The sequence below is a fragment of the Rhizobium leguminosarum bv. trifolii WSM2297 genome, assembly GCF_000271845.1.
On record NZ_JH719395.1, the window covers coordinates 4,322,909 to 4,339,732 of the forward strand.

The 16,824-nt window shown below is 60.0% G+C and carries 17 protein-coding genes; all 17 read left to right on the forward strand.

Translation table 11 applies throughout. The annotated features are described in order from the left end of the window. Nucleotides 1–299 precede the first annotated feature (299 nt). Complete coding sequence (locus RLEG4DRAFT_RS36150) at nucleotides 300–1,205, forward strand: flagellin (RefSeq protein ID WP_003584262.1); 906 nt, start codon at nucleotides 300–302, stop codon at nucleotides 1,203–1,205. A gap of 282 nt (nucleotides 1,206–1,487) precedes the next feature. Next, on the forward strand, nucleotides 1,488–2,396 hold the full coding sequence (locus RLEG4DRAFT_RS36155) for a flagellin (RefSeq protein WP_003584264.1): 909 nt from the start codon (nucleotides 1,488–1,490) through the stop codon (nucleotides 2,394–2,396). 247 nt (nucleotides 2,397–2,643) lie between these two features. Beyond that, a complete protein-coding gene (locus tag RLEG4DRAFT_RS36160) occupies nucleotides 2,644–3,555 on the forward strand; it encodes a flagellin (protein WP_003584266.1) in 912 nt (303 codons plus the stop codon). 299 nt (nucleotides 3,556–3,854) lie between these two features. After that, on the forward strand, nucleotides 3,855–4,817 hold the full coding sequence (locus tag RLEG4DRAFT_RS36165) for a flagellin (protein ID WP_003584268.1): 963 nt from the start codon (nucleotides 3,855–3,857) through the stop codon (nucleotides 4,815–4,817). Between the two features lie 200 nt (nucleotides 4,818–5,017). Continuing rightward, a complete protein-coding gene (locus RLEG4DRAFT_RS36170) occupies nucleotides 5,018–5,647 on the forward strand; it encodes a hypothetical protein (protein WP_003584269.1) in 630 nt (209 codons plus the stop codon). After that, the gene (locus RLEG4DRAFT_RS36175; protein ID WP_003584271.1) at nucleotides 5,644–6,978 is read left to right on the forward strand and encodes a MotB family protein; all 1,335 of its coding nucleotides are present in this window, start codon (nucleotides 5,644–5,646) and stop codon (nucleotides 6,976–6,978) included. Before RLEG4DRAFT_RS36170 ends, RLEG4DRAFT_RS36175 begins: the two co-directional genes overlap by 4 nt. A 4-nt stretch (nucleotides 6,979–6,982) precedes the next feature. Further along, on the forward strand, nucleotides 6,983–8,278 hold the full coding sequence (motC, locus tag RLEG4DRAFT_RS36180; protein WP_003584273.1) for a chemotaxis protein MotC: 1,296 nt from the start codon (nucleotides 6,983–6,985) through the stop codon (nucleotides 8,276–8,278). Further along, the gene (locus RLEG4DRAFT_RS36185; RefSeq protein WP_003584274.1) at nucleotides 8,275–9,723 is read left to right on the forward strand and encodes a flagellar hook-length control protein FliK; all 1,449 of its coding nucleotides are present in this window, start codon (nucleotides 8,275–8,277) and stop codon (nucleotides 9,721–9,723) included. Before motC ends, RLEG4DRAFT_RS36185 begins: the two co-directional genes overlap by 4 nt. Then, nucleotides 9,671–10,228 carry a lytic transglycosylase domain-containing protein gene (locus RLEG4DRAFT_RS36190; protein WP_003584276.1) on the forward strand — a complete coding sequence of 186 codons (558 nt, stop codon included), beginning with the start codon at nucleotides 9,671–9,673 and terminating at the stop codon, nucleotides 10,226–10,228. Before RLEG4DRAFT_RS36185 ends, RLEG4DRAFT_RS36190 begins: the two co-directional genes overlap by 53 nt. Before the next feature lie 280 nt (nucleotides 10,229–10,508). Beyond that, nucleotides 10,509–11,180, forward strand: coding sequence for a transcriptional activator Rem (gene rem / locus RLEG4DRAFT_RS36195; protein WP_003584277.1), 672 nt, complete (start codon nucleotides 10,509–10,511; stop codon nucleotides 11,178–11,180). Nucleotides 11,181–11,305: 125 nt separating this feature from the next. After that, a complete protein-coding gene (locus RLEG4DRAFT_RS36200) occupies nucleotides 11,306–12,607 on the forward strand; it encodes a flagellar hook protein FlgE (protein ID WP_003584279.1) in 1,302 nt (433 codons plus the stop codon). A gap of 19 nt (nucleotides 12,608–12,626) precedes the next feature. Further along, the gene (gene flgK, locus RLEG4DRAFT_RS36205; RefSeq protein WP_003584281.1) at nucleotides 12,627–14,114 is read left to right on the forward strand and encodes a flagellar hook-associated protein FlgK; all 1,488 of its coding nucleotides are present in this window, start codon (nucleotides 12,627–12,629) and stop codon (nucleotides 14,112–14,114) included. 3 nt (nucleotides 14,115–14,117) lie between these two features. Beyond that, the gene (locus RLEG4DRAFT_RS36210) at nucleotides 14,118–15,170 is read left to right on the forward strand and encodes a flagellar hook-associated family protein (protein ID WP_003584283.1); all 1,053 of its coding nucleotides are present in this window, start codon (nucleotides 14,118–14,120) and stop codon (nucleotides 15,168–15,170) included. Between the two features lie 36 nt (nucleotides 15,171–15,206). Then, a complete protein-coding gene (flaF, locus tag RLEG4DRAFT_RS36215; protein WP_003584284.1) occupies nucleotides 15,207–15,554 on the forward strand; it encodes a flagellar biosynthesis regulator FlaF in 348 nt (115 codons plus the stop codon). Further along, nucleotides 15,551–16,000, forward strand: a complete 450-nt coding sequence (flbT, locus tag RLEG4DRAFT_RS36220; protein WP_003584285.1) for a flagellar biosynthesis repressor FlbT — start codon at nucleotides 15,551–15,553, stop codon at nucleotides 15,998–16,000. Before flaF ends, flbT begins: the two co-directional genes overlap by 4 nt. Continuing rightward, nucleotides 15,991–16,425: a flagellar hook assembly protein FlgD gene (flgD, locus tag RLEG4DRAFT_RS36225; RefSeq protein WP_003584286.1), complete on the forward strand. Its 435-nt coding sequence runs from the start codon at nucleotides 15,991–15,993 to the stop codon at nucleotides 16,423–16,425. Before flbT ends, flgD begins: the two co-directional genes overlap by 10 nt. A gap of 89 nt (nucleotides 16,426–16,514) precedes the next feature. Continuing rightward, the gene (fliQ, locus tag RLEG4DRAFT_RS36230; RefSeq protein WP_003584287.1) at nucleotides 16,515–16,781 is read left to right on the forward strand and encodes a flagellar biosynthesis protein FliQ; all 267 of its coding nucleotides are present in this window, start codon (nucleotides 16,515–16,517) and stop codon (nucleotides 16,779–16,781) included. The last annotated feature ends 43 nt before the right edge of the window (nucleotides 16,782–16,824 follow it).

Here is a 16,824-nt window from a genome sequence, read left to right on the forward strand (position 1 = left end):
GCTTGAAACCGGTGCGCCTCCCGGAGACGCTTCCGTTCATGAGAGAAAATGGTTTCTTTCCCGGTACGTTAGCATGCGAAGGAATAGATTCAGCCGGCATTAACTATGCGATGTAAGGAGCCGGCGCGGACCCCCCATTTTTAAGAAGTTGGCAAGCATTGGCTGCGAGATTGCCCTGGACATGACGGGTTTGGGCCAAGCAAAAAAAGGCGCCGAGTAGCATGAAGCTGGTCCGTCATCGCCGGTATTATAGTCCGGTATGTCCTCCTTTTTGTATCTAGTTTCCAGGGGACAGATTTATGACAAGCATTAACACCAACACTTCCGCACAGGCCGCTCTGCAGACGCTGCGCAACGTCAACCAGAACCTCAACAGCACGCAGAACCACGTTTCGTCGGGTTACCGCGTGGAAAAGGCTTCTGACAACGCTGCTTACTGGTCGATCGCAACGACCATGCGTTCGGACAACAAAGCGCTTTCCGCCGTCTCCGACGCTCTCGGCGTAGGTGCTGCCAAGGTCGACACCGCTTACACCGCCATGGACAGCGCCATCGATGTCGTCGGCGACATCAAGGCCAAGTTGGTTGCCGCGACTGAAAACGGCGTCGACAAGGCCAAGGTCCAGGAAGAAATCGGTCAGCTGCAGGAACAGCTGAAGAGCATCGCTCAGTCGGCTTCCTTCAACGGTGAAAACTGGGTCGCCGGTGCTGACGGCACCAAGAGCGTCGTTTCCTCCTTCGTCCGCGATGGCTCCAACGCCGTTTCGGTCACCACGACCGACTACGTTCTCGATGACGGCTCTGCAGGCAACGTTCTGTTCGGCATGAGCAACGGCACGGTCGAAACCTCCACGGGTATCCTCGGGACCTCGAACGGCGCCACCGGTTCTGTCTACTCGATGGACATCACCAACTTCACCGCCGGCCAGATCCAGACGGCTCTGACCAACGTCGAAGCGGCTCTGAAGTCCATGACCAGCGCCGGCGCTGCTCTCGGCTCGCTCTCCAAGCGTATCGACAGCCAGGACAGCTTCGTGTCCGCTCTCAGCGACTCGATCGACTCCGGTGTCGGCCGTCTCGTTGACGCCAACATGGAAGAAGAATCGTCCAAGCTCAGCGCCCTGCAGACCCAGCAGCAGCTGGCGATCCAGTCGCTGTCGATCGCGAACTCCTCTTCGCAGAACATCCTGTCGCTCTTCCGCTAAGAGCGGCCGGCAAAGGCTTTCAAGTTTCGCGGCCGGGGTCATTCCCGGCCGCGAAATGTTTTAACATAAGGTTAATGAAAATCCTTCTAAGTGTCAGATATTTTTACGTTATTTCCATTTGGAATTTAGCTTTCCTTAACCATCTTGCTGTCTTCTAGGCCCATCGAAACGGCGAGTTAACCTTAACGAGAATGGTTAACAGGCATGATGCTGATCGCTGTGGGCCGGCCGAAAATCCGGAATGTCCCTTCTTAAAATCTGCCAACAAGGGGCAAACAAACTATGACGAGCATCAACACCAATAATGCTGCAATGGCAGCTCTCCAGACTCTCCGTGGCATCAACCAGGGTCTCCAGACGACCCAGGCTCACGTTTCGTCCGGTTATCGCGTCGGCCAGGCTTCCGACAATGCTGCTTACTGGTCGATCGCAACGACCATGCGTTCGGACAACAAGGCGCTTTCCGCCGTCTCCGACGCTCTCGGCCTCGGCGCCGCCAAGGTCGACACCGCTTACTCCGCCATGGACAGCGCCATCGATGTCGTCGGCGACATCAAGGCCAAGCTGGTTGCCGCCACTGAAAATGGCGTCGACAAGGCCAAGGTCCAGGAAGAAATCAGCCAGCTGCAGCAGCAGCTCCTGAGCGTCGCTCAGTCGGCTTCCTTCTCCGGCGAAAACTGGGTTGCAGGCGCTGACGGCACCAAGAACGTCGTTGCCTCCTTCGTCCGTGATGGCTCCAACGCTGTTTCGGTCGTGATGACCGACTACGTTCTCGACGACGGCTCTGCAGGCAACGTTCTGTTCGGCATGAGCGGCGGCGCGGTTGAAACCTCCACGGGTATCCTCGGTACGTCGAACGGTGCCACCGGTTCTGTCTACGCCATGGACATCACCACCTTCACCCTCGGCCAGATCCAGACGGCTCTGACCAACGTCGAAGCGGCTCTGAAGTCCATGACCAGCGCCGGCGCTGCTCTCGGCTCGATCTCCAAGCGCATCGAACTGCAGGAAAACTTCGTCTCCGCTCTCAGCGACTCGATCGACTCCGGTGTTGGCCGTCTCGTCGACGCCGACATGGAAGAAGAATCCTCCAAGCTCAGCGCTCTGCAGACCCAGCAGCAGCTGGCTGTCCAGTCGCTGTCGATCGCGAACTCTTCTTCGCAGACCATCCTCACGCTGTTCCGCGGCTAATAATCCGCAGACATATCGGCCCGCCGGTCGCCGGCGGGCACCTCGGAAACGAGCCGCGCTTCAATGGAGCGCGGCTTTTTTAATGTCTGTTAACGGTTGATTAACCATAATGCTGTTTTCTCAACTCAACGAGACGGCGGGTTAACCAAATTTAAGAATCGGTTAACAGGCATGAGGCTGGTCCCCGTTCCCGGTAGCTTTCCGGAATGTCCCTTTTTATCAACTGCCGACAAGGGGCAATCATTTCATGACCAGCATTTTGACGAACGTTGCGGCGATGGCCGCTCTTCAGACACTCCGCGGAATCAATGACGGCCTTGAGGCGACGCAGAACCGCGTATCGTCGGGTTACCGCGTCGAGAAAGCGTCCGACAACGCCGCCTACTGGTCGATCGCAACGACCATGCGTTCGGATAACAAGGCGCTCTCCGCCGTTTCCGACGCTCTGGGCCTCGGCGCCGCCAAGGTCGACACCGCTTACTCCGCCATGGACAGCGCGATCGACGTCATCAGCGAAATCAAGGCGAAGATCGTCGCCGCGACCGAAAAGGGCGTCGACAAGACCAAGGTCCAGGAAGAAATCGGCCAGCTGCAGCAGCAGCTGCTCAGCATCGCGCAATCGGCTTCCTTCTCCGGCGAAAACTGGGTCGCCGGCGCTGACGGCACCAAGAGCGTGGTTTCCACCTTCGTGCGTGACGGCAACGGCAATGTCTCGGTCAAGACGACGGACTACATCCTGAACTCGAGCTCCACGGGCAACGTCCTCTTCGGCATGGACTCGGTCGGCTCGATCGAGACGAGCTCCGGCATTATCGGCACATCATACGGTACGATCGGTTCGATCTACTCGATGGACATCAGCAGCTTCGGGTCGGTCGAGATCTCCATGGCCCTGACGTCGATCGAGGCCGGCTTGGACGCGATGACCAAGGCTGCATCGCAGCTCGGCTCGATTTCCACGCGCATCGAACTGCAGGAAAATTTCGTCGGCGCGCTCAGCGACTCGATCGACTCGGGCGTTGGCCGCCTCGTCGATGCCGACATGGAGGAAGAATCGAGTAAGCTGACTGCGTTGCAAACGCAGCAACAGCTGGCGATCCAGTCGCTGTCGATCGCCAACTCCAGCGCTCAGAACATCCTCACGCTGTTCCGCAGCTAAACCAGGCGCTGAAGCTGGACCGAATCTTGCGCCTTCGTCCGGCAGCAGGCAAAAAAACTACGAACCGCGCCCGAAACGGCGCGGTTCTTTCTTTCATATCAATGGCTTGGCTTCCGTGGCGATCGATCCGGCGCGTCCAGTGCTGCGCTCTTGCCCAACAGGTTGATATCGAGTTACCTTAACTTTCAGTTGATTTGCTTTTGCGACACGCCGGTAGAAACGCTACCGGAGGCATGACGCCACGTCAGTCGCCGCCGGCATTCCGGCCTGCCCCTTGACCTTAATCCGAGACCCTGTCGATGACCGTTAAGATTACCAGCGCGGCCGCGGTGAATGCGCTTGCGGTGCTGCGCAGCATCAACAAAGAAGCCAGCCAGACCCAGCAGCAAGTTTCCTCGGGCTACCGTATCGAGACGGCCGCCGACGATGCGTCCTACTGGTCGGTCGCGACCGTCATGCGTTCGGACAGCACCAATCTCGGGACGATCGGGGATGCGCTCGGTCTCGGAGCTGCCAAGGTGGACGCGACCTACACGGCGATGAATTCGGCGATCGATCTTATGGGCCAGATTCGCGCCAAGCTGGTTGCGGCAAGAGAGCCGGGCACCGACAAGGACAAGATCAATGCCGAGATCAGCGAATACAAGCAGCAGCTGCAGACAATCGTCGAATCGACTTCGTTTGCGGGTGAGAACTGGCTGCTAAACGGAAATACCACCGCGCCCCCGACATGGTCGGTCATCTCCAGCTTCGTGCGCGCTCCGACCGGCGAATATCAGGCCCGGACCATCGATTTCCCGTCGTCGCAGACCATCCTCGTCGACAAGAACAATGCCAGCGGCGGCCTGTTCACCAAGGCGGTCGATGCCAATGCGATCAACAACAGCGGCGCGACGGCGCGCAACTACTACCTGCTGAACGCCAACTCGACGACACCGGCGGCAGGAACGGAAATTGCCATCGGCAAGAATACGACCGATGCGCAACTGACCGACATGCTTGATGTGACCGACTCGCTGCTTGCCTCGCTGACGACGACAGCCGCATCCATCGGCGTGATGAAGACGCGCATCGACGATCAGATAGACTATACGGCCGATCTCTCCGATTCGATCGACAAGAGCGTCGGTGCGCTCGTCGATACCGATATGGACGAGGCTTCGATCCGGCAGAAGGCGATCGAAACCCAGAAGCAGATGGCCGTTGAAGCAATCTCGATCCTCAACACGGCTTCAAGCAAGATTCTGATCCTGCTGGAATAAAGGTGGGCGCGATCGCGGATGGCGGCGTCATTCATCCTCGCGCAAGTTTGACTTCCTAGTTTCCGGCATGAAGGCATCGTCCGAAATTCGTGCCGGCGCAAGGTGAAGCCCTTGCCCGTTCGAAGCGACATGCCGGTGCGCAAGTCGTTTTGAGCGGGGGTGGATATGCTGCATGCCTCCCGAATGCTGGATGGTTTTTTATGAGCATTACGCTTTCCCGGTATTTGAAGGATTTCGGTGAACCGGAACCGTCAGCGCCGATCATCGAGATGGACGATTTCGGCGGCGACGGTTTTCCCGAAATGCCGAGCGAACCGGCGATCGACGTCGAGGCGGAGCGCCGCGATGCCTATGCGGAAGGTCATGCCGCAGCGACCGCGGATTTGACCGAGAAATACGAACGCGAGGCGCAGACGCTGGCCGAGATTCACGCGCGGGAGCTCGAGGAGCTGAAGCTTCGCTACGAAGTTGAGGCGGCAGCGATCATTGCCTCCCGCGTCCGCGATATCGCCGAAGAGGTCGCGCAGCTGGTGAGTGCCGGCGCCGCTATCGCCATTGCGCCCGTGATGACCGAAGCACTTGCCGCCAAGGCCGCCGAAAGCCTCGCCGTCCTGCTGCGCGACGCGATCCTCGAGGGTGCAGCCGGACCGATCGTCGTGCGCGGACCGACCCGGCTTTTCGATCTATTGAAGGCCGAACTCGGTGAACATGCCGGCGCGGTTCGACACTTTGAGACTGACGATATCGATCTTGCCGTCGAAATCGGCGAATCCGTCATCGTTACCCGTATGTCCGCCTGGGCAGCCAGCTTGAAGAAAGTTCTCGAATGAGCGAAGGCGAAAACCACCACCACGGCAAGAACGAGATCATCATCGTCAAAAGACATGGCGGCGGTGATCACGATGGCTCCCATGGCGGTGCGTGGAAAATTGCCTATGCCGACTTCATGACGGCGATGATGGCGTTCTTCCTGGTCATGTGGCTGGTCAATGCCGCCAACGAAGAGACCAAGGCCTCGGTCGCGACCTATTTCAATCCGATCAAGCTCTCCGACGAAAAGCCGACCGAAAAGGGACTGAAGAAGCCCGTCGACAACGCGGAGGGCGAGGAGAAGCAGGAGAAGTCGAAGCAGAAGGAAGAAAATCCCAACGACGGCAAGGCCTCGGCGGATGGCGACGACCAGACATCGACATCAGGCGACCAGACCAATTATTCCGAGGCCGATTTCTTCGAAAATCCCTACTCGGTTCTGGCCGAAATTGCGCAGGAAGTCGGCCAGCAGGCCAATGTCAGCGCCAAGGGTGATGGTGGCGCCGCCGATTCCGGCCCTGCCACCGGCGCCGATGGCGGCGAGGCCTATCGTGACCCCTTCGATCCGGATTTCTGGACGAAGCAGGTCGAGGTCACGACAGCCGGCAAGTCCGCGCCTCAGGGCAAGACCGACGAGCAGCCGGCCGAGAGCGGCACAACCGAGGTCGCCAAGGTCGAGGATATGAAGCCGATCCCGCTGACCACCGATCAGAAGGCCGCTCAAGAACCCAAGGAGACCAAGGGCGCGGCCGATAAGGACGGCAAGGCGCCGGACGACAAGAAGGCTGGCGACAAGAAGGCTGAGGACAAGAAGGCCGAAGCGCAAAAGGACGCCGATCGCCAGAAGGATGCGGACAAGAGCGCGGCCCAGACCGAGCAACAGCAGCAGAAAGAAGCAGAGCAGTTGCAGGCTGAGATCGCCCGGCAGATCGGTGGCGTTGCCGGCAAGCTTGCCGAAGGCCTGACCGTGACGGCATCCGAAGGTGGATTGCTAGTCAGTATCTCCGACCAGAACGACGACTCGATGTTCAATATCGGTTCCGCGGTTCCCCGCCAGGAGATGGTGCTCGCCATGGAAAAGATCGGCGCGATCCTGAAGGAGCGGGGTGGCGCAGTCGCCATCCGCGGCCACACAGACGGACGTCCGTATAAGGGCACGCAGAACGAGAACTGGCGGCTTTCGATGGATCGCGCCCAGAGCGCCTATTACATGCTCGTGCGCGGCGGGCTCGACGAAAAACGCATTACTCAGGTCTCGGGCTTTGCCGACCGCCGGCTGAAGCTGCCCTCCGACCCGTTCAACGCGACCAATCGCCGGATCGAGATCCTGGTGCAGGCGGATCGAGGATAACAGGATGGCGTGTCGGCAGCATCGCTATGTCGGATTTTTGGCGCTGAGCCTGGCGATGCTTTCGCCGGCTGCAGGCAAGGCGCAGGATCCGGATGATCTTGCGCCGTACAAGATGCTGCGATCGCTGCAGTTCGTACAGGATTCCGTCGTCGCCGGCGATCATTCGGCCGGTGAGATGCAACGCTTCATGCTGGGTACGATCGACGAGCGGCTGCGCACCGTCGACACGTCGGTCTTCGATGACGACCGCAATGTCGATGCAGCGCTGATTTACGCGATGAGCGGCGGCAATCCGCAGACCCTCGAATATCTGATCGCCCACGACGTCAACGGCTATTTCGACAACCGTGTCACCGATGTGCTCAGAAAATATCTGAGCGGCAAGGGGTTGCTCGTCGCCAAGACGCTGGAGGAGACGGCCAGGGAATACCGCGACAAGAAGATTGGCCCCTACCTCGCATTGATCGGCGGCAACGTGCTGATCGCGACGAAGCCGACAGACGCGCTGGATCTCTACGACCAGGCGCGCCTTGCAGCACCCGGTACGATCGTCGAGGAAGCGGCGTTGCGCCGCTCCGTCGCCATCTGCCTCGACAAGGGGATGCTCGACAGGGGCATGGCCTATTCGCAGCGCTATGTCAGGCGTTTCCTGCATTCGCCCTATGCCAGCCAGTTCGCCGATCTTTTCGTCACGCTTGTCGTCGGCCACGATCACGCCGTGAAGCCGCAGGAAGTCATCGATATCCTGTCCTTCATGGATGCGCCGCGTCAGCGTGAGGTCTATCTGCGCATCGCCCGCGCTGCCGCGATTGCGGGTAAGCCGGAGCTGGCCCACATGGCGGTCGCGCGTGTGCAGTCGCTTGGCGCCGGCACCGACAATGCCTTTGGTCCGCTGGCAGATTTTTATGGCGGCATGGCCGGGCTTCCCACAGAGGATATCGACCGGGCGGCGAAGAATGTCAGCGGCATCGCCGGCAACGCGCTTTCGCCGCGGGATCAGGCGCTGCAGGAGGCGGCGCGATCGGTTGCCGAGCAGATCCTGCGCGCTCCCGACCCGGCAAGCCTGATGCAAGCCTCGGACCCTAACACTTCCAATCAAGAAATCACTTCTGAAAAGGCTGCGGCTATAGCTCCGCAACCGGGAGCGCCAGGCGCGCTTCCCGAACCTGTTCCGGGAGGTGTGGCATCGACTGGCCAGAGCCAGGGTACCGACCCCTCATTCAACGCATTTGTGACGACCAATCGGTCCAAGCTCGACGAGATCGACGGTCTTCTGGCGCAGGAAGGCAACGAACAATGATGGATATGAGCGTCTTGGGCGGAGCCGCCGGTGCGGAAACCGCCGCGGCTGCGAAATCTGCACGGCCGATGGGCAAGGACGATGCCGCTGGCCAGAAGAACGGCTTCTCCGATGCGCTTGCCAAGGCAAGCAACGGCGCCGTCTATGACGACGCCGACGATCCGCAGCCGGATCAGGGTGCGGTTGCCGATGCCGGCGCCGAGCACGTAGCGCGGACCCTCCGCAGCCGCGGCGGCGCAAAGCCGTTGATCGACCTCGGCGACGCCGCGTTGAAGGCGCAGGCTGAAGTGCAGCCGGAAACGATCGCCAATGCCGCAAAAGCCGCGGCAAAGCCCGGAAAGGCGGCGGTCAAGATGCCAGCGGATCTCGCCTTCGGCAAGCTCGACGCGAAGGACCGCTCGGCCGAAGAGGTCGTTCAGGCGGCCAAAGGCGGAAAGCACGCCAAAGCCGATGCGTTGCAAACCGATACGGACCAGGACAGCGACGATGACGACGGCGGTATCTCCGATGTCCTCGGCCTGCTGAAGCAGGATCCTGCCGACGCCGCGGTCGCTTTGCAGGCGGCAGCAGGCGCCCATCACGCGTCCGCCCAAGCCGATGAAGTCAAGACCGCCGGCAAGAAGATCGAGGGCACCAACGCCAAGGCAGGCGGCCATGCGTCCGACGCCCTGGCGGCCGTTAGCGGCAGCGTCGACAGCGGCAAGGCGGATGAGGTGAAGGTTCCCGGATCGGAGAATGCCGAAGCCGCCGACGGCAGGACGTTCAGAATCAGCCGCGCCGATGGCCGTGGCGTGTCGATGGACGTTCACCTCGGCACCGACCAGGCCGGGCAGAAGGACGGCGCGAAGAAGGCCGATGTCGAAAACGTTTCGGTCCTTGAATCGCGCCGTTATATCGGCCTGATGCAGAATTCGAATTCTGCCGCCGTAACCGCCGCTCTCTCAGGCGATTCCGAATGGGCGCGCGCCATGGAGCCGAGCTCGGCACTCTCCAATGCGGCGGAATGGACGAGCACCGGCAAGGTGGTCAACACGCTGAAGATCCAGATGAACCCGCTCGATCTCGGCATGGTGACGGCGACCATGCGCCTGTCCGGCGACGCCCTGAACGTCGACCTCAAGGTCGAAACCGGCGCGGCCTATCGTCAGATGAAGGAAGATCACGGCAAGATTCTCGAAGCTCTGCGCAGCCAGGGTTATGCCGTCGACAACGTCACCATCAGCATGGCGCCGGTCGAGCGGAGCGACGCCGGCAACCAGGCAGGCAGCCAAGGCCAGGCCTCCCAGCAGCAGTCGCTCGCCCAGCAGGGGCAGGGCGGCGAGGCGCGCGAGCGCCACAATCAGACGGCACAGCGGACGGACGGAGGCTTCAATGGTGCAGGTGAGACCGGTATTGAAGACGTTTCTGCTGGCCGCAGCGGCGGCGCTGGCGGCGTTTACCTCTGAGGCGAAAGCCTCGACCGGCGCCTGCGAACGTGAGATCCAGTCGGCAGCTGCCAAATACGGCATCCCCGAAGGCATCCTCTATTCGGTCGGCCTGACGGAGACCGGCCGCAAGGGCTCGCTCTATCCCTATGCCATGAACGTCGAAGGCAAGGCGATCTTTCCGCCCTCCGAGCAGGACGCCATGCGGCAGTTCGATGTCGCCCGCAGCAGCGGCGCCAAGCTCATCGACATCGGCTGCATGCAGATCAACCACTACTATCATGGCGAAAATTTCGGCTCGGCCGAGGACATGTTCGACCCTCATCGCAACGTCGAGTATGCGGCAAAATTCCTCCGCAACCTCCATGATCGTCACGAGACATGGACGATGGCGGTAGCCAGATACCATGCTGGACCCAACAACGACCCCGCGCAGAAGCAATATGTCTGCCGCGTCATCGCCAATCTGGTCGCCACGGGCTACGGCAAGTGGACTCCTAATGCGAGTAACTTTTGCCGAAATTGATTCAACCAAAGATGGAAGAGGCATATTGTGACGAAACTGTGTCACAATATGGCAGGAATCCGGCACGAATCCCCTACGCAAGTCATAATTAAGGGACTGTTAACTTTTCCACGAAATTTTGGTGTGCATAAACAGCCAGACCCACTAGATATAGATCAAATCGCCACCCGGATCTTAATCAATTATTAGTTTCTGCCATTAACTTTAACGAGTTGTCGCCGATTCGTGCGATTCGTACCCATAGATCATCGAAGTGCCACACTGATTCGGAGGCGGACGAATGATCGTCGTGGTTGATGAGCGTGAGCTCGTGAAAGATGGATACACATCTCTGTTTGGCCGTGAGGGCATTCCCTCCACCGGCTTTGATCCAACCGAATTCGGCGAATGGGTACAAACCGCCGCCGATTCCGACATAGCGGCAGTCGAGGCCTTCCTGATCGGTCAGGGCCAGCGCAACTACGAACTGCCCCGGGCGATCCGGGACCGGTCGATGGCGCCGGTGATTGCGGTCAGCGACCAGCACTCGCTCGAAAACACTCTTGCGCTGTTCGATTGCGGCGTCGACGACGTGGTGCGCAAACCGGTTCATCCGCGCGAAATCCTGGCAAGGGCGGCGGCAATCCGGCGCCGGCTGAAGGCGATCGCCAATTACACCGAAATCGGTGGGATCCGCGTCTTCTCGGACGGTCGTGACCCGGAGATCAACGGCGAAGTCTTTGCGCTTCCCCGGCGCGAGCGCCGCATCCTCGAATATTTGATCGCCAATCGCGGTCGCCGGGTCACCAAGACCCAGATCTTCAACGCCATCTACGGCATCTTCGATGAAGAGGTCGAAGAGAACGTCGTCGAAAGCCACATCTCGAAGCTGCGCAAGAAGCTGCGCAAAAAGCTCGGCGTCGATCCGGTCGATTCCAAGCGCTTCCTTGGCTACTGCATCGATTGGGCCTGATTTTCCGGCCGGGCGGCGGCGCCCGGCTGAACCTCGATATTAGCCTCGCAGTGCGCCATGACAGACAGCTTCACGCAAGGCCCGACAAATACTCTCGAGTTTAACAGGTAAAACGAGGTTTTCAGATGAGCATTTTCGGCAGCATGAAGACGGCAGTATCGGGAATGAATGCGCAGGCGAACCGCCTCAGCACCGTCGCCGACAACATCGCCAACGTGAACACCACCGGCTACAAGGCCGTGTCGACGAGCTTCTCGTCGCTGGTCCTGCCTTCCTCGGGCGGCAACTACAATTCCGGCGGCGTTCAGAGCTCGGTCCGCCAAGCCGTCTCCGACCAGGGCGACATCTCCTACACCACCTCGGGCACCGACCTCGCGATTTCGGGCGACGGCTTCTTCATCGTGCAGGGTGCCGACGGCACACCGGTTCTGACTCGCGCCGGCGATTTCACCAAGGACGACGAAGGCAACCTCGTCAATGCCGCCGGCTTCCAGCTGATGGGTTATTCCTACGACTCCGGCTCTCCCGCCGTCGTCGTCAACGGTTTCGATGGCCTCGTTCCCGTCAACGTCAGCCAGGATGGCCTGACCGCCATCGCCTCGACCTCAGGTGTCTTCAAGGGCAATCTCGATTCTAACGCCAAGATCCCGGTCGCTCCTGCGACGGCGCCGAGCGCCAACGCCGCCACCACGACGACCGACACCAAGAAGGTCTCGATGGTCGCCTACGACCGTCTCGGCAACAAGGTGATGTACGACTTCTATTTCACGAAGACCGCGGTCGCCGCAGCGCCGCCGCCGGCACCTCCCGCTACTGCAGCCACCTGGGAAGTGGCGATGTACCGCAACGCCAATGCGGCGGTGGGCGGCACGACATCCTTCCCTTACACAGCCGGCGGCGCAGTCGGGAACGGAACGCTCACTTTCGACTCGAACGGCAAGATGACCTCGACCGGCGCCGTTAACATCACCGATGGCGTGACCGGCCAAACGATCGCCATGGATTTCTCCGGATTGACGCAGCTAGGCGCCGACTTCTCTGGCACCGGAACACCGAACGGCCAGGCGGCGACCCCGGTCAAGGACGTCACGATCGACGGCGATGGCATCGTCTATGCCAAGTATGAAGACGGCAGCACGAAGCCGCTCTATCGCATCCCCCTCGCCAACGTCGCGAGCCCTGACAAGCTGACGCTGATGAGCGGCAACGTCTACAGCGCCAACGGCCAGTCGGGTGTCACTGTCACCGGCTTCCCTCAGACCAACGGCCTCGGCACGATCAAGTCGGGCGCTCTCGAAGGTTCGAACGTCGACCTCGCCGGCGAGCTGACCGAGATGATCGAATCCCAACGCAGCTATACCGCCAATTCCAAGGTCTTCCAGACGGGTTCCGACATTATGGACGTTCTCGTCAACCTCAAGAGATAAGTAGGGTAACGGGTAAGCCATGTCGCTCACATCCGCACTTAATACCGCGCAGAACATATTCAACAATACCGGCACGCAAAGCAGTGTCGTATCGAACAATATCTCGAACGCGGGCAACAAAGATTACGTGCGCCGGCAGGCGATGCTCACCACGTCCTTGAACGGCGCGCAGGTCGTCAAGATCGACCGGGCACAGGAAGACGCCCTGCTGCGCCAATATCTGAAGACCTCCTCGCAGGACAGCGCCCAGCAGGCATTGCTGGGCGGTCTCGAAGACCTCAAGTCGATCGTGGGTGGCAACGACTACGAAACGTCGCCATCGACCTATCTCGGTGTTTTCCAGCAGAAGCTTCAGGCCTTCCGCACGACGCCGGGCAGCACGGTTGCCGCCCAGGGCGCCATCACCGCAGCCCAGGATGTCGCCAACTCGCTGAACAATGCCTCGCAATCCGTGCAGGACGTCCGCGCCACCGCCGACAAGCAGATCGCCACCGACGTCGATACGCTGAATACGCTGCTCAGCCAGTTCGAGAAGGCGAACAACGCGGTGAAGACCGCCACGGCTTCGGGGACGGATGCCTCGGGCGCGCTCGATGAACGCGAGAAGGCTCTCAAGCAGATTTCGAAGATCGTCGGCGTCAACGCGACGACGCGCGACAACAACGACATGGTGCTGAGCACCTCCGACGGGACCATCCTCTTCGAGACAATCCCGCGCAAGGTGACATTCAAGTCTCAGGATGTCTACAACGCCACCATCACCGGCAATTCGGTCTATATCGACGGTGTCGCGCTTGCGCGCGGTAGCGGATCGACGACGACGGCGCAGGGGAGCCTCCAGTCGCTCCTGCAGGTCCGCGACGAGATCGCCCCGAACTTCCAGAAGCAGCTCGACGAAGTCGCCCGCGGCCTGGTGTCGCTCTTCAAGGAGCAGAACACGGCGGCCGGCCCGGCCTATGTGCCAGGTCTCTTCACCTGGAGCGGCGGCGCGGTCGATACCGGCGGTACCGCGATTGCCGGCATGGCCTCGACCATCACCGTCAGCAGCCGCGTCATCACCTCGCAGGGCGGCGATCCGATGCGGCTGCGCGATGGCGGCATCAACGCCACGGGCCTTGTCCTGAATCCCACAGGCCTCAGCGGTTATACGACTGAGCTCGACCGTCTCTATACGGCGCTGGGCTCCGACATCGATTTCGACCCGGCTGCGGGAGCGGCGGTCGGTTTCGACGCCACGACCGGCATCGATTCCAACGTCAGCATCATGGAATATGCCACCAATTCCCTCGGCTGGCTCGAGCAATACCGCAGCAACGCCACGACGGCGGCGGAAAACAGCTCGGCGGCGCTGTCGCGGTCCGATGAAGCCTATTCCAATGAGACCGGCGTCAACCTCGACGAGGAACTGACGCTGCTCCTTGACATAGAGCAGTCCTACAAGGCGGCGACCAAGATCCTGAATGCCGTCGATGAAATGCTGAAGTCATTGCTGGATATTGCGAGTTAAGCCATGAAGAGCTCATTTATTTCAAGTTCGGCCATTCAGAACGCGATGCGACTGACGATCCGTCAGGCGCAGAACCAGATGACCAAGGCGACGATGGAGGCAACGACCGGAGTCTATGCGGATATTGGCGTCTCGCTCGGCGGCAATGCCGCGAGAAGCGTCGACTTCAGCCGCGAAACCGACCGGATCGACTCGATCAAAGCAAGCAATTCGCTCGTCACCGCCCGCATGGAATCCTCGCAGCTCGGTCTTTCCAAGATGAAGGATGTCGGCGACGGTCTGGTTTCGAAGCTGACGGCGCTGCAGGGCAGCCACGATCCCGGCAGCGTCACCGTCGCCATCCAGTCGGCGACCAGCGCGCTCTCCACCATGATGGACACCGCCAATACCATGGTGAACGGCGAATACCTGTTCTCCGGCATCAACACCGATGTGCAGCCGCTGACCGACAAGACGACGGCGACGAGTGCGGCCATCGTCACGGCACTGAATACCTATGCTGGTGCTCTCGTCCCGCCGAAGGCGGTCAGCGCTCTCACCGGCGCCGAGATGGAAACCTTCATCACGACGACGGTGGAGCCGATGTTCAGCCAGGCAAACTGGACCAATGCGACGACCGGCTGGTCGCAGGCATCGAGCCAGAACATGACGAGCCGCATCAGCAATTCCGAAGTGATCGAATCCTCGACCAACGCCAACTCCGAAGGCATGCGCTACATGGCGCTCGCCTCGGTGATGACCTCGGCGCTGCTCGGCCAGAACCTCAGCAGTGATGCGATGAGCACGGTGTCGAAGCAGGCGATCACCTACACGACGAAGGCGACCAGCGGCCTCGTGACGCAGGCAAGCCAGCTCGGCCTTTCCCAGGAGCGCGTCAAGAAGTCCAACGACGCCCTCGACGCCCAGTCGAACATCATCAAGAACAAGCTCGTTGATCTCCAGGGCGTCGATCCCTACGAGGCCTCGACCCTCGTCAAGACTTTGGAAACGCAGCTTGAAACGGCTTACACGATTGTCTCGAAAATCCAGCAGTTGAGTCTCGTAAACTACCTTTGATGATCAAAGGCGCGCAAGACTAAGAAGGATGCATGAATGTATCAGTTCTCTTATGCCGAAGTCATGCAGGACTCGGTGGCCGACGCGAAAGAGCGGGAATGGCAGGTCCTTGACCGCTCCATAGACCTGCTGTCGCTGGCGCGCGAAAAGGACAAATACGGCCGGGAAGCCATCGAAGCCCTGTTTTATACGCGCCGGGTCTGGGTCAGCTTCATCGAGGATCTGAAACATCCCGACAACCAGCTGGAGATCGAGCTCAGGGCCAACCTCATCTCGATCGCGATCTGGATATTGAAGGAATGCGACAGGATCCGAAAACGTCTGTCGAATAATTACCAGGGCATCATCGACGTTACCACCATCATCAGGGATGGACTTAAATGAAAAGTACACTTCGCATTTCTCTGAAAGCCGGAGAAAGAATCTTCATCAACGGCGCCGTCCTGCGTGTCGACCGCAAGGTCGCGCTGGAATTCCTGAATGATGTGACGTTCCTTCTCGAAAACCACGTCCTCCAGCCGGAAGGCGCCACCACGCCGCTGCGTCAGCTCTATTTCATCGCGCAGATGATCCTGATCAATCCCGAGGGCAAGGACCACTCGACGGCGATGTTCCGCAAGTCGATCACCATGCTGCTCAGTTGCTTCAAGAACGAGGAAATCCTCGCCGAACTGAAGCGCATCGATGCACTCGTCTCGACCGGCCGCGCTTTCGACGCGCTGAAGGCGATCCGCGGCCTCTACGCGATCGAAGACAATATCCTCAACAACCACGAAATGCCGCCGACGATGGTCGAGCAGATTCGCAGGGAGATTGCACCATGGCGGTAGATGCAACATCAGGCGTGACCACTTCGACATCGAACTCGACGAGTTCGGCCCAGAAGAAGGCGACGCTGAACTACGACAATTTCCTTCAGCTGCTCATCGCGCAGATGAAAAATCAGGATCCGACCGATCCGGTCGATGCCAGCGAGCAGATGTCGCAGCTGGCAAGCTTCTCGCAGGTCGAGCAGACGATCCAGACCAACACCAAGCTGGATACACTTCTGTCGAGCTCGAGCCTCACCCAGGCAAGCAGCTACGTCGGAAAATACATGGAAAGCGCCGACGGTACTGTCAAAGGCATCGTCGATTCCGTCAAAGTTTATTCCGACGGCATCATTGCGACGACCAAGGATGGGGGTAAGATACTCGTGCAGGCGGGAATCACTGTTGCCGACAAGGCGCCGACGACCACGACCAGCGATACCTGATACCGCGGCGCCGACGCGCCGGGTGATACCAACCAATAGCGGCCCGGCCACGGCGGGGCTGCTTCGAGGCGATATGAGGTTGCCTTCAGATGAATGAAGCTGATGCATTGGATCTGTTCCAGGCGGCGATCTGGACTGTCCTGATTTCCTCCGGTCCCGCCGTTCTCGCCGCGATGGTGGTGGGTCTCGTCATTGCCTTGATCCAGGCGCTGACCCAGGTGCAGGAAGCGACACTGACCTTCGTGCCGAAGATCGTTGCCGTGCTGGTCGTGGTCGGTGTCACAGCGCCCTTCGTCGGCTCGCAGATCTCGATTTTCACCAATCTGGTTTTCTCGCGCATACAGTCGGGCTTCTGAGCCACCTTCGCGCAAGCTTCGCCATTTAATTCTCGATCCGAAT